At 72.7% G+C, this 16,286-nt stretch carries 22 protein-coding genes and 1 pseudogene; 16 read left to right on the top strand and 7 right to left on the bottom strand.

The genetic code is table 11. From position 1 onward, the window contains the following. Positions 1-8 precede the first annotated feature (8 nt). The 6 genes and pseudogenes from AMK26_RS31285 to AMK26_RS31255 all read left to right on the top strand — a co-directional run bounded on the left by AMK26_RS31285 (position 9) and on the right by AMK26_RS31255 (position 3,076). Positions 9-419, top strand: a complete 411-nt coding sequence (locus tag AMK26_RS31285; protein ID WP_073758852.1) for a hypothetical protein — start codon at positions 9-11, stop codon at positions 417-419. Positions 420-517: 98 nt separating this feature from the next. Next, complete coding sequence (locus AMK26_RS31280) at positions 518-1,003, top strand: flavin reductase family protein (protein ID WP_073758851.1); 486 nt, start codon at positions 518-520, stop codon at positions 1,001-1,003. Positions 1,004-1,079: 76 nt separating this feature from the next. Beyond that, positions 1,080-1,677: pseudogene (locus AMK26_RS35920) on the top strand (sigma factor); the annotation flags it as partial. A gap of 111 nt (positions 1,678-1,788) precedes the next feature. After that, positions 1,789-2,028: a hypothetical protein gene (locus tag AMK26_RS31265; RefSeq protein ID WP_073758848.1), complete on the top strand. Its 240-nt coding sequence runs from the start codon at positions 1,789-1,791 to the stop codon at positions 2,026-2,028. Continuing rightward, positions 2,028-2,402, top strand: coding sequence for a toxin Doc (locus AMK26_RS31260; protein ID WP_073758847.1), 375 nt, complete (start codon positions 2,028-2,030; stop codon positions 2,400-2,402). The genes AMK26_RS31265 and AMK26_RS31260 overlap by 1 nt, the downstream gene beginning before the upstream one ends. A gap of 191 nt (positions 2,403-2,593) precedes the next feature. Beyond that, complete coding sequence (locus tag AMK26_RS31255; RefSeq protein WP_073758846.1) at positions 2,594-3,076, top strand: phospholipase A2; 483 nt, start codon at positions 2,594-2,596, stop codon at positions 3,074-3,076. Positions 3,077-3,170: 94 nt separating this feature from the next. Here the strand turns inward: AMK26_RS31255 and AMK26_RS31250 are convergent, their stop codons facing one another. Next, a complete protein-coding gene (locus AMK26_RS31250) occupies positions 3,171-3,716 on the bottom strand; it encodes a VanZ family protein (protein WP_241838151.1) in 546 nt (181 codons plus the stop codon). A 186-nt stretch (positions 3,717-3,902) separates the two neighbouring features. On the opposite strand from AMK26_RS31250, the gene AMK26_RS31245 reads away from it, so the two are divergent. Further along, on the top strand, positions 3,903-4,091 hold the full coding sequence (locus AMK26_RS31245; RefSeq protein WP_073759331.1) for a DUF6381 family protein: 189 nt from the start codon (positions 3,903-3,905) through the stop codon (positions 4,089-4,091). A gap of 106 nt (positions 4,092-4,197) precedes the next feature. Here AMK26_RS31245 and AMK26_RS31240 read toward each other — a convergent pair whose 3' ends face one another. After that, the gene (locus AMK26_RS31240) at positions 4,198-4,641 is read right to left on the bottom strand and encodes an Asp23/Gls24 family envelope stress response protein (RefSeq protein WP_073758845.1); all 444 of its coding nucleotides are present in this window, start codon (positions 4,639-4,641) and stop codon (positions 4,198-4,200) included. 305 nt (positions 4,642-4,946) lie between these two features. Between AMK26_RS31240 and AMK26_RS31235 the strand changes: the two genes are divergently transcribed. Continuing rightward, positions 4,947-5,150: a cold-shock protein gene (locus AMK26_RS31235; RefSeq protein ID WP_073758844.1), complete on the top strand. Its 204-nt coding sequence runs from the start codon at positions 4,947-4,949 to the stop codon at positions 5,148-5,150. A 95-nt stretch (positions 5,151-5,245) separates the two neighbouring features. Here the strand turns inward: AMK26_RS31235 and AMK26_RS31230 are convergent, their stop codons facing one another. Then, positions 5,246-6,331, bottom strand: a complete 1,086-nt coding sequence (locus AMK26_RS31230; RefSeq protein ID WP_073758843.1) for a DNA glycosylase AlkZ-like family protein — start codon at positions 6,329-6,331, stop codon at positions 5,246-5,248. An 83-nt stretch (positions 6,332-6,414) separates the two neighbouring features. On the opposite strand from AMK26_RS31230, the gene AMK26_RS31225 reads away from it, so the two are divergent. From AMK26_RS31225 to AMK26_RS31210, 4 genes are all read left to right on the top strand, one after another. Continuing rightward, on the top strand, positions 6,415-6,918 hold the full coding sequence (locus AMK26_RS31225) for an FBP domain-containing protein (protein ID WP_073759329.1): 504 nt from the start codon (positions 6,415-6,417) through the stop codon (positions 6,916-6,918). A 70-nt stretch (positions 6,919-6,988) separates the two neighbouring features. Further along, positions 6,989-7,468 carry a cation:proton antiporter regulatory subunit gene (locus AMK26_RS31220; RefSeq protein ID WP_073758842.1) on the top strand — a complete coding sequence of 160 codons (480 nt, stop codon included), beginning with the start codon at positions 6,989-6,991 and terminating at the stop codon, positions 7,466-7,468. Positions 7,469-7,470: 2 nt separating this feature from the next. Next, complete coding sequence (locus tag AMK26_RS31215; protein ID WP_073758841.1) at positions 7,471-8,631, top strand: cation:proton antiporter; 1,161 nt, start codon at positions 7,471-7,473, stop codon at positions 8,629-8,631. A gap of 91 nt (positions 8,632-8,722) precedes the next feature. After that, on the top strand, positions 8,723-9,040 hold the full coding sequence (locus AMK26_RS31210) for a DUF3040 domain-containing protein (protein ID WP_073758840.1): 318 nt from the start codon (positions 8,723-8,725) through the stop codon (positions 9,038-9,040). Positions 9,041-9,079: 39 nt separating this feature from the next. Here the strand turns inward: AMK26_RS31210 and AMK26_RS31205 are convergent, their stop codons facing one another. Together AMK26_RS31205 and AMK26_RS31200 are read right to left on the bottom strand one after the other, a co-directional pair. Then, on the bottom strand, positions 9,080-9,265 hold the full coding sequence (locus AMK26_RS31205; protein ID WP_073758839.1) for a hypothetical protein: 186 nt from the start codon (positions 9,263-9,265) through the stop codon (positions 9,080-9,082). 91 nt (positions 9,266-9,356) lie between these two features. Next, positions 9,357-9,779: an Hsp20/alpha crystallin family protein gene (locus AMK26_RS31200; RefSeq protein ID WP_073758838.1), complete on the bottom strand. Its 423-nt coding sequence runs from the start codon at positions 9,777-9,779 to the stop codon at positions 9,357-9,359. A gap of 341 nt (positions 9,780-10,120) precedes the next feature. On the opposite strand from AMK26_RS31200, the gene AMK26_RS38160 reads away from it, so the two are divergent. Further along, positions 10,121-10,300, top strand: a complete 180-nt coding sequence (locus tag AMK26_RS38160) for a hypothetical protein (RefSeq protein WP_241838149.1) — start codon at positions 10,121-10,123, stop codon at positions 10,298-10,300. Positions 10,301-10,347: 47 nt separating this feature from the next. Here the strand turns inward: AMK26_RS38160 and AMK26_RS31190 are convergent, their stop codons facing one another. After that, entirely contained in the window at positions 10,348-11,775 is a 1,428-nt protein-coding gene (locus AMK26_RS31190) for a lipase maturation factor family protein (protein WP_073758837.1), read from the bottom strand. Between the two features lie 25 nt (positions 11,776-11,800). Further along, a complete protein-coding gene (locus AMK26_RS31185; RefSeq protein WP_079277897.1) occupies positions 11,801-12,571 on the bottom strand; it encodes an alpha/beta fold hydrolase in 771 nt (256 codons plus the stop codon). A 185-nt stretch (positions 12,572-12,756) separates the two neighbouring features. On the opposite strand from AMK26_RS31185, the gene AMK26_RS31180 reads away from it, so the two are divergent. The 3 genes from AMK26_RS31180 (at position 12,757) to AMK26_RS31170 (ending at position 16,271) form a co-directional block, all read left to right on the top strand. Continuing rightward, positions 12,757-13,116, top strand: a complete 360-nt coding sequence (locus tag AMK26_RS31180; RefSeq protein WP_073758835.1) for an STAS domain-containing protein — start codon at positions 12,757-12,759, stop codon at positions 13,114-13,116. A gap of 159 nt (positions 13,117-13,275) precedes the next feature. Beyond that, on the top strand, positions 13,276-14,793 hold the full coding sequence (locus tag AMK26_RS31175; protein WP_073758834.1) for a hypothetical protein: 1,518 nt from the start codon (positions 13,276-13,278) through the stop codon (positions 14,791-14,793). Between the two features lie 68 nt (positions 14,794-14,861). Next, on the top strand, positions 14,862-16,271 hold the full coding sequence (locus tag AMK26_RS31170; protein WP_073758833.1) for an RtcB family protein: 1,410 nt from the start codon (positions 14,862-14,864) through the stop codon (positions 16,269-16,271). The last annotated feature ends 15 nt before the right edge of the window (positions 16,272-16,286 follow it).

The following is a 16,286-nucleotide window of genomic DNA, read 5'->3' as shown; positions in this document are numbered from 1 at the left end:
ACATAACAATGGGTCAGTTCGCACGTACCTGGGGCGCCGGCATCTCCGCCGCCGCACTGATCGCCGGCTCGGTCGGAACCGCCGTGGCGGTCTCGTCCCCGTCCTCCGCGCCCAGCAAGCCCGCGGCGTCCAGCACCGCACTCACGACCGCGTCGGCCAACGCCACGATGAAGAGCGTGCGGGCGTGGCAGCAGTTCCGCATCCGCGGCGTCGTCAAGAGCCTGCGGCCGGGCAGCAAGGTCACCCTCCAGCAGAAGCAGGGCAGGCGCTGGGTGTCGCTCCCCGCCTCGATGAACACCACGTCCCGCTCCACCTACAGCATGCGCGTCGTGCTCGGCCTGAAGGGCCACAACAAGCTGCGCCTCGTCGACAGCCGCAAGCGGGTCGTATCGCCCGTCATCAACGTCTGGGTGCGCTGACACCCGCAGGCCTCCGGGCTCGCCCGCCGCAACGGCGTCGCGAGCCCGGCCCGTCCCGGCCCAGCCCGGCCCACGGGAAGGCACGTTAGGGTCGTCCTGTGTCCGAACTCGATGCGTTCAGCGATCAGCTCGACTGTCCGATGTACGTCGTGACAGCCGCGGCCGGCGACGAGCGGGCCGGCTGCCTGGTCGGATTCGCCTCCCAGTGCTCGATCCGGCCACCCCGCTTCGCCGTATGGCTCTCCACGGCCAACCGCACCTACCGGGTGGCACGCCACGCCACCCACCTGGGCGTCCACCTCCTCCACCGCGAACAGGCCGCCCTCGCCCGGCTCTTCGGCGGCGAGACCGGCGACGAGACCGACAAGTTCCGGCAGGTCGCCTGGGAGCCCCGCCACGGCGGGGTACCGGTCCTGTCCGACGCCTGCGTCTGGTTCGTCGGCCGTGTCCACAGCCGGGCCGACGGCGGGGACCACGTGGGCTTCCTCCTGGACCCCGTCGAGACCTCCCCACCGGCGCCGGGGCGCCCGCCGCTGGTCGTCCTCAGCGACGTCGCGGACCTGTCGCCGGGTCACCCCGCCTGACGCGGAGGCGTCTTCAGGCGGCGGGCCTGGTTGAATGTGCCGGGATCACGGGGGATGCGGGGGAGCGGGGGCACCGATGGACGAACAGGCCGTGCTGCTGGCGCGCTTCGGAGAGGACCGGGCCCACCTGAGAGCGGTGGCCTACCGGATGCTCGGCTCGCTCAGCGAGGCCGACGACGCGCTGCAGGACGCCTGGCTGCGCGCCAGTCGCGCCGGCACAGGAGGCGTCGAGAACCTCACCGGATGGCTGACCACCGTGGTGGCACGGGTCTGCCTGAACATGCTCCGCAGCCGGCGGACGCGGGGCGAGCAGCCCCTGGAGACGCCATGACCGAGCGGTCCCCGGCCGCGGCACGACAACTCGCGAGCCGCGCCCGCCGCCGGATCAAGGGCGGCACCCCGGAACCCCACGCAACCGACCTGGCGCGCCGCCGGCGTGTCGTCGACGCCTTCCTGGCCGCCACCCGCGGCGGCGACTTCGAGGGGCTCGTGGCACTCCTCCACCCCGACGTGGTGCTCCGGGCCGACCCGGCCGTCGTCCCCACCCCCGAGCCCGTCGTCGTCCGCGGTGCCCGTCCCGTGGCCGAGGGCGCGATGGCCGCCATGAGCCGGGCCAGGTTCACCGACCCGCCCTGCTCGACGGTACGGCCGGCCTGGTGATGGCCCCGCGCGGCTGGGTCACCTCGACCTCGCCGTTCTGGACGACTGACCGGGACACCCTCCACGCCATGGCGAGCGCGGGCGTCCCCTGGCCGGCCAGGTACCAACTAGGTACCATCGCAGGTATGCCGTCCTTGAACATCACCTTCACCGACGAGGAGCTGGAGGAGGTCCGCGCCGCGGCGGCCGCCGAAGGCAAGTCCCTCAAGCAGTACGTCCACGACCTGCCCCTGCGTGAACGTCAGCGGCGTCAGTTCGTCCGCTACGCCGTCTCCTGGGGCGAGGCGCACCGCGCCGAGTTCGACGAGGCCTTCCCCGACGAGCTTCCCCAGGCCGACGGCCGCCGGGGAGGCGCGGCCGCCTGATGGTGCTCTACATCGACGTTCCCTGGCTCCTGGACGTCCAGGAGCAGGCGGTACCCGAAGACGTCAGCGTCGCGGACTACTCCGCCCTCGTCGCGGCCGTCGCCCGCCACAAGACGCGCATCCCGCGCCCCACCACGGCCGAACCCGACCCCGCCTGGCGCGCGGCCGCCCTCCTGCACACCCTCGTACGCCTCCAGCCGCTGCCGCACCGCAACTCGCTGTACGCCTGTCAGGTCGCCGTCGCCTACATGCACGCCTCCGGCGAGGGGATCGACGCGCCGTACGGGGCCCTGGTGGACCTGGTGCGCGACATCCAGGCGGCCAAGGCCACCGTCTACCAGGCGGCGGACCGCATTCGCGGCTGGCGCATCTGAGCGCGCGCGGCGCGTCCCGCTCCGCCGCGACTCCGCCACGACTCCGCCACGACGCCGTGTCCGGCACCGCGCAGCGTGCCGACCGGCGTTCCGCTCCCCGTGCAGGGGACCTTCAGCAACCTCGCACCCGGCTGATCGTTTGCAGTCATGGGCGGGACCTCTCCGCCCATGACTGACTACCTGGAGGCCCGATGCGCAGGAAGCTCTCGACCACCGCCGCCGCGCTCGCGTTCGCTATCACCACCGCTCTGAGCGGCGTTGTCGCCTCTGCCGGCACCACCGTCGCCGCCGTCGCCGAACCCACGGTGCGCGAGCAGGCGGACCGGATCATGAACCTCACCTACCGGGAGTTCGCCAGGACGCCGCGCATCGAGCCGTTCAACTGGACCACCGACGGCTGCTCCGTACCCGCCGGCTACGCCCCGTACAGCCAAGTGTTCCGCCCCGCCTGCGTCCAGCACGACTTCGGGTACCGCAACTACGGTGCCAACCACGAGCTGAAGCTCAGCCCGACCCGCGAGACGAAGAACTGGATCGACAGCCGGTTCAGGACCGAGATGGAGCGTGTCTGCCAGGACACCTACGTCACACCCCTGGCCCACATCAACTGCGTGAACGCGGCCCAGGCGTACCACCTCGCGGTGAGCTTCGGAGGGGACGCGGCGTTCTTCTGAGGCGTGGTCCCGGGAGCGTAAGGGCCGTGCCGGATCCCTCCGGCACGGCCCTTACGCTCGTCGCGCATGCGCCCGCGTTCTTTCGTGGCCGTCGCTACTGCCCGGCCGGAGTCGTCGGCGTCCGTCCGGTGAAGCGGTGCCACCAGTGGCGGCGCCGGGGGTGCACGGCCCTGCCGAGCCGGCGGCCGATCAGCAGATAGCCCAGCAGGGCGCCCGTCGTGTTGAGCAGGACGTCGTCGACGTCGAAGGCCCGTCCGGTGATGAGGGCGCCCTGGACGAGTTCGACCAGCGTCATCACCAGCGCGGTGACCACCGCCACCCGCAGCAGCCCGCGAGCGCGCGGCACGAGCACCGGCAGCAGCACGCCGAACGGGACGCCCAGCACGACGTTGCCGCCGAGCTGCTTGACGGTGTCCCGGAAAGCGGGCTGGGCGAGATAGTCGCGGATGGAGTCCCCGGGCCGCAGATTGGTGTGCGTCATCGGCTCGGAGGCGGCCGAGGGTTCCAGGGTCAGCCGGGCCAGCACCACCGCGAAAGCCACCATCCCCGCGAAGGCCAGCAGCATGACCACCGCCCGGCCCCAGCGGGACGCGCCCCGCCTTTCCCTCACCGCGTCGTCGCGCAGGTCGGTTCGCGCCATCACCAGCTCCCAAGTCAGGTCGTCCGCTTGCGATCCCGTTACCCCCGACAAGACGCGGCACGCGCCCGTAACCGTGGGTGATGGTCCGGGATGCGCGCAGGGGGAGGTTCTGTTTGTCTGATGTGGCCCGGCTTGGGCGGCCACATTCAGATGTGGCAGACGTACCGGACGGAAAGCAGGACCATCGTGAGCATTGCGGACGAACCCAGCAGTCGAGTCCTCCAGATGCGCGCCAAGGCGCAGGAGTTGGAGCAGGCGGCGGAACGCGCCACCGACCCGCAGGACCGGCAGCGGCTGAGGGAGAAGGCTCGCCGGCTCAAGGAGCAGAGCGAGCAGGAGCGTGGCATGACACGCGAGGACATCGACCCGATGTAGCGGGCCGGTCGGGACAGGCGGCAGCCGTCTGCCATGGGTGACGCGTCATCGGCCGACGGCTGCCGTCCGCCCGTGCCCGGGGCATGTCGCACGACCTCGCACGGGCCTATCGCACGCGCCCTTCGGCCGCCTCTTCGTCCTGCTCGTCGGGCAGGTGGACGTCGTCGACGGAGATGTTCACCTCGACCACCTCCAGGCCCGTCATACGCTCGACCGCCTCGATGACGTTCTCCCGGACATCACCGGCCACGTCCGCGATGGCCAGGCCGTACTCGACGACGACTTCCAGGTCGATGGCGGCCTGGCGCTCCCCGACCTCCACCTTGACGCCGCGTGTGACGCTCGCGCGCCCGCCGGGAACGCGGTCGCGCACCGCTCCCATGGTGCGGGCGAGCCCGCCGCCCAGGGAATGAATGCCGTCCACCTCTCCGGCCGCCATCCCGGCGATCTTCACCACCACCCCGTCCGCGATGGTCGTCCTGCCCCGCGTCGCCGGGTCGGCGCCACGGGATTCGGACATGCTCTTCGTCGAACCGGTCGGCTCCGTCATGGGGAAGCCACCTCCTCGATGCGCACGCTCGGCTTCCGGGGGCATGGATGCGGTACGGATCCTCTTCCCAGCGTGCCCCCGGTGGACCTCCGACGCCACGCGAGCCCGGACCGACACACGCCCGGCGGGTGTGCGCCGCGTAGCAGGACGAGCACTGTTCGGGTACGGTCGGGAACAGAGAAGTCGTGGTTCCGAAGTGTGCGCCCGTGATCGCGATCACGGGCGTTTGTGCTGTCACACCCCATGTCGGGCCCGCACTCTCCGGGCCCGCACGGTGCGGGCCATTTCAGGCATAGGAGGCCGGAATGGCTACTGGAACGGTCAAGTGGTTCAACAGCGAGAAGGGCTTCGGCTTCATCGCGCAGGACGGCGGCGGGCCGGACGTCTTCGCCCACTACTCCCACATCACCGGCGCCGGTTACCGTGAGCTGACGGAGGGTCAGAAGGTGTCCTTCGACGTCACCGAGGGCCGCAAGGGGCCCCAGGCGGAGAACATCGTCTCCGCCTGACGCGAGGCGGACACCGACACGACCACAACGCGCGTGGTGCTCCGGCGGCGTGGCCCCGGGGACACCACGCGCGCGTCATGCGGGGCCCGGCCCGGTCAGGCGATGTGCAGCCGGGCCTCCACCGCGCCGCGCGCCGAAGCCACTGTGGCGGCTTCGGCCTCCACCTGCTCGCGGACGGCGGAGGACAGCCGTCCGAAGGGCGTGACCGTCAGGTCGACCTTGCGGCCGGCGGCCCTGGCGCGCCAGGTGCCGGCGATCTCCGAACCGACCAGCAGCGCGCCCGGGCCTCCGACGGCCCGCCAGATCTCCTTCTCCCGCCCCTTGTCCGGCACCAGCAACGTCCGGTCGCGTGCCTGCAGGTACGGGTCGCCCGGCGGCAGCAGCCGCACGAGTCCGCGGCTCCGGGCCGACAGCAGCGCGTCCAGGCCGGCGGCGGGCAGCCACGCCCTCCTGCCCTCCAGCGACACCTCGGCCAGGTCGTCCGGCCACACCGCTCTCACCCCGGCCGGCCTGGTGCCGAGGAACTTCGCCACCTCGGCGGGGCCGGCGGGGCCCAGGAACCGCAGATAGGCGCGGACCAGCTCGCTCGTCCCGGACGCCTCGGCCGGCACGGGAAACCCCTCGGCCAGCGGCGCGAGTACCGTCCCTGCCCCTTCCGGCACGACCCCGATCGCCCCGAAGAGCCCGGCCTGCTGGAAGAGCAGCCCGGAGATGTGCTGGGCGCCGCACCGCTCACACCAGTAGGTCAGCGACTCCGGTACGGCGGCGCTGACCGCCGTACTGACCTCGCCCTTGCTCATCGGCGCGGTCACCACCTCGCGGAACGCCTCGGCGGTGACCCGGAAGGCCGCGACACCGAGCCGCGCCCCCTCCCTGATCACCGCCGTGTCGATCCGCGCCGTCGCGTCGGCGTCGTCCACCGGCCACAGGGCCGCGGCGAGCGCGGGCAGACCACCGCGCCGGTGCAGATGCGGCGCGCCACGGAACGACCAGACGAGCTCCAGCCCGTCGGGGGACGCGCCCCGCGCGGCCAGCGCCAGCCGGGCGGAGCCGTACGGTGTGTCCTGCGCCCCCAGGGCGAGTACGCCGGGGTCGGGCGAGGAGCGGTCGAAGCCGTGGACCGCCACCCGGTGGGCCAGAACCTGACCCCGGCTCACATGGACCGGGCGCGTACCGCTCACGACCGCACCCTACCCACACCCGGAGCGGCCCCCCCCGAATATTGACGTGCGGCGTGACCGGCCCCTCCGTAGGGTCGGTGCCCGTGGAACCGCTCAGTGAGAAACAGATCCGCTCGTCGTTCGTCAACTGCACCAAGGGGGAGGCGGCCCGGCTCAGACTGCCGTCCGACTTCGCCGGCCTTCCGTGGGAGGACCTGGACTTCCTGGGGTGGGTGGATCCGGGGGCTCCGCTGCGGGCCCACCTCGTGCTGCCCCGTGCCGACGGTCCGGTGGGCATCACCCTGCGCGTCCCGGCCGTGAGCCGTACCAGTGCCGTGAAGTCCAGCCTCTGCCAGATATGCCTGACCGGACACGCCTCTTCCGGAGTGACCCTGCTCGCCGCGCCGCTGGCAGGTGCGCGGGGCCGCGAGGGCAACACGGTCGGGATCTACCTCTGCTCCGACCTCGCCTGCCCGTTGTACGTGCGCGGCAAGCGGCAGCCGAAGCTGCGCTCCGGGCGCTATGAGGAGTCCCTCACCCTGGAGGAGCGCATCGCCCGTATGGAGGCCAACCTGGACGCCTTCGCGGCCAAGGTCACCACGGGCTGAGTCCCGGACGCTGACACGCCTGGGACGTGCGTACCGGGGCCGGGCCTCGCGCACCGGTGATGATGAGCGCATGGACGTCACCGAGGTACTCCTGCCCGGGGTGGGGATCCGGTACGAGTTCACCAACCACGAGGGGGTCCGGATCGGCATCGTCGCGGGCCGGACCGGTGACTTCGAGCTGGTCGTCTACGTGGGCGGCGACCCCGACGAGGGCCGTCCCGTGGTGCGGCTCAACAGCGAGGAGGCGGACGCGGTCGCCGAGATCCTGGGGGCTCCGCGCATCGCGGAACGCTTCGCCGACCTCACCAAGGAGGTGCCCGGACTGCTGTCCGGCCAGGTCGAGGTCCGGTCCTCCAGCCCGTACGCGGGTCGGCCGCTGGGACGTACCAGGGCAAGGACCCGGACGGGTGCCTCCGTCGTGGCGATCGTCCGTGGTGAGGACGTGATCGCGTCGCCGACGCCGGACGAACGGCTCCGGGCCGGTGACGTCCTGGTCGTGATCGGGACCCGTGACGGAATCGCCGGCGTGGACCGGATCGTCCAGGGCTGAGTGTGCGTACTCCCGTCACGCTGCTGCTGGAGCTCGGCCTCATCCTCACCGCCCTCAGCGTGCTGGGTGCCGTGGCGCGCCGCTTCACGTTCTCGCCGGTCCCGCTCTACCTGCTCGCGGGCCTCGCCCTGGGCGAGGGCGGGATCGCGCCCGTCCCGGCCGCCGGCGAGTTCGTGGAGACCGGGGCCGCCATCGGGGTCGTCCTGCTCCTGCTCACCCTGGGGCTGCAGTTCTCCCTCACCGAGTTCACGGTCAGCATGCGCCGGCACGTGCCCTCCGCCCTGGTGGACCTCGTCCTGAACGCGGTGCCGGGCGCGGTGGCCGGATGGCTCCTCGGCCTGGACGGTGTCGGCATCCTGGCCCTGGCGGGCGCTACGTACGTCTCCTCCTCGGGCATGGTCGCCCGGCTCCTGGCCGACCTGCGACGACTGGGCAACCGCGAGACCCCGGCGATCCTGTCCGTGCTGGTCATGGAGGACTTCGCCATGGCCGCCTACCTGCCCCTGCTGGCCGTCCTCGCCTCCGGCGGCCCCTGGTGGCAGGCCGTGCTCGGGGTCCTCGCGGCGGTCGGTGCGGTGCTGGCGGCCTTCGCCGCCTCCTACCGGTGGGGTCATCACCTGGGCCGGCTGCTGTCGCACCCCGACGCCGAGCAGCTGATGCTGCGGGTCCTCGGCCTCACCCTGATCGTCGCCGCGCTCGCCGAACTCGTCCATGCCACCGCGGCGGTGGCCGCGTTCCTCGTCGGCCTCTCCCTCACCGGCGAGACCGCCGACCGGGCCCGGGCGGTGCTCAGCCCCCTGCGGGACCTGTTCTCGGCGATCTTCTTCCTGGCCATCGGGCTGTCGGTCGGCCCGGACGAGTTGGTGCCGCTCCTGCCGGCCGCCATGGCCCTGGCCGCGGTCACGGCCGCAACCAAACTCCTCACCGGCCAGTACGCCGCCTCCCGGGACCAAGTGGGCCGCCGGGGCCGGCTGCGCGCCGGGACGGCACTCATCGTGCGCGGCGAGTTCTCCATCGTCATCATCGGCCTGGTCGGCACGGTCAACGACGACCTCGCCCCACTGGTCACCGCGTACGTCTTCGTCCTCGCCATCGCGGGGCCGCTCCTGGCGCGACTCGCCGGCACCCCTCCCCGCCGCCTGGAGAAGGGCCGGTACGGATGACCGGTACGGATGAAACGTTCGATGGGGGAGAATACGTACGTATACGAGTGGCTTCTCCCGCGCGAATCCTTCCCGTGAAGCAGGTGGCGTCATGGAACACGAGTCGGAAGGGCGCATCCTGGCGCAGATAGAGCGCAGGCTCACCAGCGACGACCCCGAGCTCGCCGCCCGCATGAACACGCTCAACGAACAGTTCTCCGAGGGGCAGGAGGCGCGCCAAAGGCGCGAGGGCCAGGGAAGCGAACCGCTCGCCCCTGAGCGGAACCGGCACAGGAGGACCCTGCTGATCCTGGTCGTCATCGCCCTTGTGGGGCTGCTCCTGACGGCGATCCTCAACGCGTCGTCGAACGAGTCCCCGGCGCCGCCCGGCAGCACCACCCCCGCCGTGTCCGCGCGACCACTGGCGTGACCGGTGGTGCGGGAGCCGCGCGAGGGGCGGCGCCGCCCCTCAGCCCCGCTCAGCCCCGCTCAGCCCCGGCTCGGGTGCCATGCGCCCGAAGGCGGCCCGGATCCGGTCGTGGTGCTCCACGTCGGTCCATACGTCCATGGGGTGCGGGCGCGATACGTACCAGGCCCAGATGCTTGCGCCAAGGCCGGCCATCAGTGGTATCGCCAGCCAGGTCAGTGCAGCCACAGTGGTCTCCCTTCGCGTCGGGTGTACATGGGTGTGCGTACGCCGCGGAGCCGCACGGTGAGCGCCCCGGGCGGGGGCGCTCACCGGTGAGTCAGGACCCCAGCTCCTTGCGGCCGCCGCTGCTGATCTCGATCTTGCGCGGCCTGGCCTGCTCGGCGACCGGGATGCGCAGGGTCAGCACACCCGCGTCGTACGTCGCCTCGATCTTCTCCGTGTCCAGGGTCTCGCCGAGGAACACCTGGCGGGTGAACGTGCCGGTCGGCCGCTCCGAGATCACCAGTTCGGCGCCCTCCCGGCCGGTCACCGGCTTGCGTTCGGCCTGAACGGTCAGCACGTCCCGCTCGACGCTCAGGTCCACGGAGCCGGGGTCGACGCCCGGCAGGTCGAACGTGACCCAGACGGAGCCGTCTTCGCGCCAGGCGTCCATGGGCATCGCCGAAGGACGCTGCGCACCGTTGAAGAGCTGCTGAGTGAGTCGGTCCAGCTCACGGAAGGGATCCGTCCGCATCAGCATCGAGTCATCGCCTCCTCGTGTCGTCGGGGTGTCGTCGAGCGCCGCCGCGACGGGCGTCTCGCGACGGCTCTTATATAACTCACACCAGACAACTTGACAAGTGGGGACTCAACTTTTATCCCAGTAAGTGCATGCAGCCGGAGGAGAGGTCATGGCACGCGTGGTGCTGGAGGGCAGCGACATCGTCGTCCGCCTGTCCTGGTGGGAGAAACTGGCCGCACGCCGCCGACAGGTACGGGTTCCGGTCTCCGCGCTGCGCCCGGGTCCGGATCGAACCCGACTGGTGGCGGGCGCTGCGGGGTCGGTGCGGCAAGGGCGTCTGGATCCCCGCGCGGCGGTGCGTGGGCGTCCGGCACTTCGGCGACGAGACCGACTTCGTGGCCGTCCGGTCGGGCAGGCCCGTCCTGTGCGTCGAGCTGCGCCGGCGGGCACCCTTCAGCCGCTTGGCGGTGTCCGACCCCGACCCGGCGCAGACGATGCGCCACCTGCGGCCCCTGGTCCCGCGCGAGCGCCTGGGCTGAGCGCGCCGGGACGCGCACCGGCCCCGCCGCCGCACGCCCCGCGTACGTCAGAGCGCCTTCGTGACCGGGGGGACGTAGTCGCCCACGAGCGTGCGGTGCCACCAGGCGCGGGTGCGCCGCCGTTCGTGCCGGTCGGTGAAGCGGTAGCGGTAGAGGCGGACGCGGAGGTACGTCGGCGGGGAGCCGGCGAAGGGGTTGCCGCGCAGGAGCCCGAGGACGACCGGGTCGTTGTCGAGGAGCTTGACGAGCAGCGCCGCGAACCAGGGGACCGCGTACGCCGGCGAGATCGCGGCGAACCACATCAGCCAGTCCAGCCGCAGGTGGTACGGGGCGATTTGCGGCGGCACGCGGCCCACGTCACCCGGTTTGCCCTTGAAGCGGTACTCCTTCCACACCGTGTCGTCGGTGATCTCCGGCTCGTCGGTGCCTTCGATCACCACCTCGTGGCGCGTCCGGCCGACGCTGCCGAAGGCGCCGTAGGTGTTGACCAGGTGAAGGGGGTTGAAGGAGTAGTTCATCAGCTGGTGGCGGGAGAGCAGATTGCGGGCCGGCCAGTAGCTCAGAACGGCCACCAGCGCGGTGACGGCGACCACCGTGCCCGCGTACCAGGCCGGTGTGGCGGCGAAGGCGGGCGGCTCGGGCAGTGGCAGCACCTCGGCGGCCCGCGCCCCGTCGATCGCGGTCACCGCCAGGAGGACGGCCAGCCAGTTGAGCCACGCGAAGTTCCCCGATGCCACGAGCCAGAGCTGTGTCACCACGATGACGCCGGCGGCCACGCTCGCGACCGGCTGCGGCGCGAACAGCAGCACCGGGGCACCCAGCTGTGCGACGTGGTTGGCGGCGGTCTCCACCCGGTGCAGGGGCCTCGGCAGGTGGTGGAAGAACCAGCTGAACGGGCCCGGCATCGGCTGGGTCTCGTGGTGGTAGTACAGGCAGGTCAGGTCGCGCCAGCACGGATCGCCGCGCAATTTGATCAGCCCGGCGCCGAACTCCAGACGGAACAGCAGCCAGCGCAACAGGAACAGCACCAGGACCGGCGGCGCCGTGCGCTCGTTCCCCAGGAAGATCGCCAGGAAGCCGGCCTCCAGCAGCAACGACTCCCACATGAACGCGTACCACGTCTGCCCGGCATTGACGATCGACAGGTACAGCACCCACAGCAGCGCCCACATCAGCATCGAGGCCCACAGCGGTACGCGGTCGGCCGCACCCGCCGCCACGGCGGCGGAGAGCGCCACCCCCGTCCACGCGACCCCCGCGAAGAACCGGTCGGAGTAGTGGAGGTGGAAAACGCTGGGCGAGCGCCGGAAGGGCACGGACGCGACGAACCGTGGCACCGGCAGCAGCCCGCGCTCGCCGATGAGCGCCCGGAACTGCAGGAGGCTGCTCAAGAAGGCGACGAGGTACACGGCGGCCAGGCCACGCTGGAAGATCAGCCTGCCCAGCCAGTAGTCGCCCTCCGTGAACCACTCCACAGCGGCCTCCCCAGGAGGATCCCTCTCACCCGGCCGGGGTGCGGTCGGTGCGGTCGGTGCGGTCGGTGCGGCCGGTCCGGCCCGTCCGGTCGGTCCCCGCCGGGGCACCACGGCTCGCGTCCCGCAGGACGCGGGCGACCAGTTCCGGAGCGTCGGCCATCGGCACATGGCCGCAGCCGGGCAGCGGCACCAGCCGGGCCCCGGGGATCATGGCCTTGGCCCGCGCCGCCTGCCACGGCGGCAGAAGAGGGTCGCGCGTGCCCCACGCGATGGTGACCGGCACATCACGGATGTCACCGCTGAACAACCTCGACGTCCGCCCCGCCCGGAGGGCGGCCTTGCACGCCGCGCTCTGCCGGGCCAAGGCCAGCACCGCGTACGCGTACCTCCGCTCGGCGCCGTTCCAGAACCCCGCCGGGGCCAGCGCCGTCACACTGCGCACCCGCCCCGCCTGCGCCAGACGCAACGCGATCAGCCCGCCCAGCGAATGGCCCGCCACATGCGGCCGCTCCACCCCCAGCGCGGCGAACAGCGCACCCATCCAGGCAACCGCCGCGTCCAGGTCGCGCGGCACCGCCGGGTCCAGGTCGGGCGACTGCCCGAAGCCCGGAAGATCCATGGCGATCGTCTCCCGCCCGGTGATCAGCGGCGCCACGGCCCCCCACACCCGCCGGTCGTCGCCGACCCCGTGCAACAGGACCAGCGGCTCGCCGTCACCCTGCCGTTCGTACGCGACGGTGACGGCGGCCATGCCGGCGGCGTGACCTTCCACGAAAGCAGACGCCAGAGGGAGCATCGGACACCTCCCTCAGCCAGTCTCTCCCCACGGGAAAAATCCGTGAAGGCACGGCCGATTCCCGACTCCCGGGCCCCGGCGGTGGACAGCGCGACCGGTGCGGCGTTTTCCTATTGGTCGACGGGCGTGCAGGCGGCTTCGCGCGGCTTCACGCGGCTTCCGGCAACGGAAGGGGGCATCCGGCGATGCCTGACCCATTCCACACCTCCGTCACCACAGACCCCGGCGGCGACGCCGTCCTGACCGTGTCCGGCGAACTCGACATCGTCACCGGCGAGGAGCTTCGCAGCCGACTGCGCACCGCGCTGGACCGCTCGCACACCGTCCTCCTCGACCTGTCCGGCGTCACCTTCCTGGACTGCTCCGGCCTGCGCGTCCTGCTCTGGGCCCGTCGACAGGCCGCCGCCGAAGACGTCCGGCTCCTGCTCCACGCGCCTTCACCCGCCGTGGACAAGATCCTCAGGGCGACCCGCCTGGAAACGGCCTTCACCCTCTGCGCCCCCTCCCCGGCCACGGCACACCCCCTGCTCCCGGCAAGCGGCTGAACCGCCGGCCCCGGTCACCCGTCCGGGCCCGGCCGTTGGGCCGACTGACGCGCCTGCGCGGTGCGCGGTGCGCGGTCGGCCCGCAGCGTGGTGGGGGACGGTGGTGGGAGGGACCGCCACCGTCGTACTGCCACAGGACACGACGAGTGAGGCCGGGCCATGCAGGAAGCACGGTTGATCGCAGGCTCACGGGAGGGCGCTGCGCTCGTGACGCGGGACGAGGGCTACCAGCCCGCCGCCGGAACGGCCGCGCGCCCGCTGCCCTGGCTGGCCGCCGTCGCCGCCGCCTTCACGCTCGCCCAGCTCGTCCTGGTCGTACCCGGTCTCGGGCTCGGCTGGGACGAGACCGTGTACGTCAGCCAGGTGAGCCCCCAGGCCCCGGCGGCGTTCTTCAGCGCGCCCCGGGCGCGGGGCATCAGCTTCCTGGTGGCGCCCGTCGCGGCGCTGACCACGTCCATGGAGGCGCTCCGCGTCTACCTGGCCCTGCTGTCGGGCTGCGGCCTGTTCCTCGCGCTGTGGGTGTGGCGGCGGCTGCTGCCGGTACCGGTGCTCGCGGTCGGCGGGGCGCTGTTCGCGACCCTGTGGGTCACGTTGTTCTACGGCCCGCAGGCGATGCCGAACCTGTGGGTCGCCTACGGGGCGCTCGCCGCGGCCGGGTTCTTCCTGCGCGCCGCGCGGGACCCCGGCGACCGGTGGGCCCTGCCCGGCCTGGGCGCCGGCGTGGCACTCGCCGCGGTGATGCGCCCGACCGACGCGGTGTGGCTGGCCCTGCCCCTCGCGGTGGCGGCGCCGTTCACGCGGCCGGCCCGCCGCCGGCCCCTGGCGGTGGTGGCCGTGCTCGCGGCCGGTCTGGTGCTCGGCTGCGCCCCCTGGGTCGCCGAGGCGTACGCGCACTACGGCGGCCTTCCCGCGAGGCTGCGGCGCGCCAGCGAGATCCAGGGCCACCTCGGCTGGTACTTCGCCGTCGACGACCATGCGCGGGCCCTCGGCGGGCGGACGCTGTGCCGCCCCTGCGACGTGCCCTGGCGGCATCCGCTCGCCGCCGTCTGGTTCCTCGCGCTGCCCCTGCTCGTGGCGGGCGGCGTGTGGGCAGCCGCCAGTACCCGCCACCGTGCCCCGGTCGTCCTGGCGACCGTGACCGGCCTGGTGCTCGCCACGCCCTACCTCTTCACCGTCGGGTACGCCGCCCCGCGCTTCCTGCTGCCCGCGTACGCCCTGCTGGCCCTGCCCGTCGCCCAGTGCCTGGTCCGGGCGGCCGGGCGCCGCACGGCCGTCGCCCTGATGGCCCTGGCGGCCGTCGCGCACCTGGCGGTGCAGTACCGGGTGCTCGACGGCGTGGCCGACCGGGTACGCCGCGACAGCGTCACCCTCGGCCGTGTCGCCGCCGAGCTGCGCGCGCAGGGCGTCCGCCCGCCCTGTGTGGTCAGCGGCGAGGACGCGATCCGGGTGGCGTTCCGCGCCGGGTGCGCCTCCCGCCAGCCCTCGGGCCACGACGGCAGCATCACGCCCCAGGGCCTCGCCGCCCTGGGCCTGCGCCGGCCGGTCGCGGTCCTGGTCTCCGACCTGGGCGGCATCCCGCCCTACGCCCGCCACTGGCGCGTCCACCGGCTCCCCGACCTGGGCCACCGCACCGGCCTGCGCGGCTACCTGTCACCGGCGGCGACACCGGCGGGGTGACACGGCGGTTTATGCCGGGCGGTGCGGGAAACGCGGACAGCGACGCTGCGCTGCCTCAGGAGGCCGCGATGGAGTACGTCGAAGAGGGCCCCTACCGGTTCCGTATCGGCCGCCGGGGAGACATGCGGGTGCCGGGCGTGGTGTTCGCGTCCCGGGCGTTGCTGCGGGACGCGGAGAAGTCGCTGGAGCAGGTCGTCAACGTGGCGACGCTGCCGGGCATCGTGAGCGCCTCGTACGCCATGCCCGACATCCACTGGGGCTACGGCTTCCCCATCGGGGGAGTCGCGGCCACCGCCATCGACGAGGGCGGTGTCGTCTCGCCCGGCGGTGTCGGCTTCGACATCTCCTGCGGGGTACGGCTGCTGGCCGCCGACTGCGACCGGCGGGCGCTGGATCCGGTGCTGCACCCGCTCATGGACGGCCTCGGCCAGGTGATCCCGCGCGGCGCCGGACCGGGTGGCGTCTGGCGGCTGAGCAGCCGTGAGCTGGAACGGGTCCTCCAGGGAGGCTCCCGGTACGCGGTGGAGGAGGGCCACGGCGAGGAACGCGACCTGCGGCGCTGCGAGGACGGCGGGGCCGTCCCCGACGCGGACGTGGACCAGGTCAACGAGCGGGCGCGCGAGCGGGGGCTCGGCCAGGTCGGCAGCCTCGGCTCGGGAAACCACTTCCTGGAGGTCCAGCGGGTCGCCGAGGTCTACGACGAGGCCGTGGCCGCCGCGTTCGGGCTCGCCGCCGACCAGGTGTGCGTGATGATCCACTGCGGGTCGCGCGGGCTCGGGCACCAGATCTGCTCGGACCACGTCCGGGCGATGGACAAGGCCATGGCCCGGTACGGGATCGGCGTACCGGACCGGCAACTGGCCTGCACCCCGGTCGACTCGCCCGAGGGCCGCGCGTACCTGGGCGCGATGGCGGCGGCGGCCAACTACGGCCGCGCCAACCGCCAGTTGCTCGCCCAGGCGGCCCGCCGGGTCTTCCGCCGCGAGGCCGAAGCCCGGCTCACGCTCGTGTACGACGTGTCCCACAACCTCGCCAAGGTCGAGACGCACCCGGTCGACGGCCGGCCGCGCCGGCTGTGCGTCCACCGCAAGGGCGCCACCCGGGCGTTCCCGCCCGGCCACCCGGAGCTGCCAGCGGACCTGCGCGCCGTGGGCCAGCCGGTGCTCATCCCCGGCACCATGGGCACCGCCTCGTACGTCCTCACCGGCGTCCCCGGCGGCGACGCCTTCCACTCCACCTGCCACGGGGCGGGCCGTGTGATGAGCCGCCACCAGGCGGCCCGCACCATCGGCGGCAAGCAGCTGCGGGCCCGGCTGGAGGCGGACGGCATCGCGGTACGGCCGGTGTCGTGGCGGGGGCTGGCCGAGGAGACCCCGGAGGCGTACAAGGACGTCACCGCGGTGGTGGAGGCGAGCGAGGGCGCGGGACTGTGCCGCAAGGTGGCCCGCCTGGTCCCGCTCGGCGTGGTCAAGGGCTAGCTGTTCCCGGACGTC

The sequence above is a fragment of the Streptomyces sp. CB03234 genome, assembly GCF_001905885.1.
In the GTDB taxonomy this organism is placed as follows: domain Bacteria; phylum Actinomycetota; class Actinomycetes; order Streptomycetales; family Streptomycetaceae; genus Streptomyces.
This window is presented reverse-complemented; position numbering and strand designations above follow the sequence as displayed.

Bases quoted from the DNA above. Each gene is read 5' to 3' on its own strand.
- AMK26_RS31220 (WP_073758842.1), top strand. From the start codon at position 6,989: ATGGACGTCACCGAGGTACTCCTGCCCGGGGTGGGGATCCGGTACGAG.
- AMK26_RS31210 (WP_073758840.1), top strand. From the start codon at position 8,723: ATGGAACACGAGTCGGAAGGGCGCATCCTGGCGCAGATAGAGCGCAGG.
- AMK26_RS31170 (WP_073758833.1), top strand. From the start codon at position 14,862: ATGGAGTACGTCGAAGAGGGCCCCTACCGGTTCCGTATCGGCCGCCGG.
- AMK26_RS31235 (WP_073758844.1), top strand. From the start codon at position 4,947: ATGGCTACTGGAACGGTCAAGTGGTTCAACAGCGAGAAGGGCTTCGGC.
- AMK26_RS31265 (WP_073758848.1), top strand. From the start codon at position 1,789: ATGCCGTCCTTGAACATCACCTTCACCGACGAGGAGCTGGAGGAGGTC.
- AMK26_RS31285 (WP_073758852.1), top strand. From the start codon at position 9: ATGGGTCAGTTCGCACGTACCTGGGGCGCCGGCATCTCCGCCGCCGCA.
- AMK26_RS31250 (WP_241838151.1), bottom strand. From the start codon at position 3,716: ATGGCGCGAACCGACCTGCGCGACGACGCGGTGAGGGAAAGGCGGGGC.
- AMK26_RS31175 (WP_073758834.1), top strand. From the start codon at position 13,276: ATGCAGGAAGCACGGTTGATCGCAGGCTCACGGGAGGGCGCTGCGCTC.
- AMK26_RS31255 (WP_073758846.1), top strand. From the start codon at position 2,594: ATGCGCAGGAAGCTCTCGACCACCGCCGCCGCGCTCGCGTTCGCTATC.
- AMK26_RS31185 (WP_079277897.1), bottom strand. From the start codon at position 12,571: ATGCTCCCTCTGGCGTCTGCTTTCGTGGAAGGTCACGCCGCCGGCATG.
- AMK26_RS31180 (WP_073758835.1), top strand. From the start codon at position 12,757: ATGCCTGACCCATTCCACACCTCCGTCACCACAGACCCCGGCGGCGAC.
- AMK26_RS31240 (WP_073758845.1), bottom strand. From the start codon at position 4,641: ATGACGGAGCCGACCGGTTCGACGAAGAGCATGTCCGAATCCCGTGGC.
- AMK26_RS31260 (WP_073758847.1), top strand. From the start codon at position 2,028: ATGGTGCTCTACATCGACGTTCCCTGGCTCCTGGACGTCCAGGAGCAG.
- AMK26_RS31200 (WP_073758838.1), bottom strand. From the start codon at position 9,779: ATGCTGATGCGGACGGATCCCTTCCGTGAGCTGGACCGACTCACTCAG.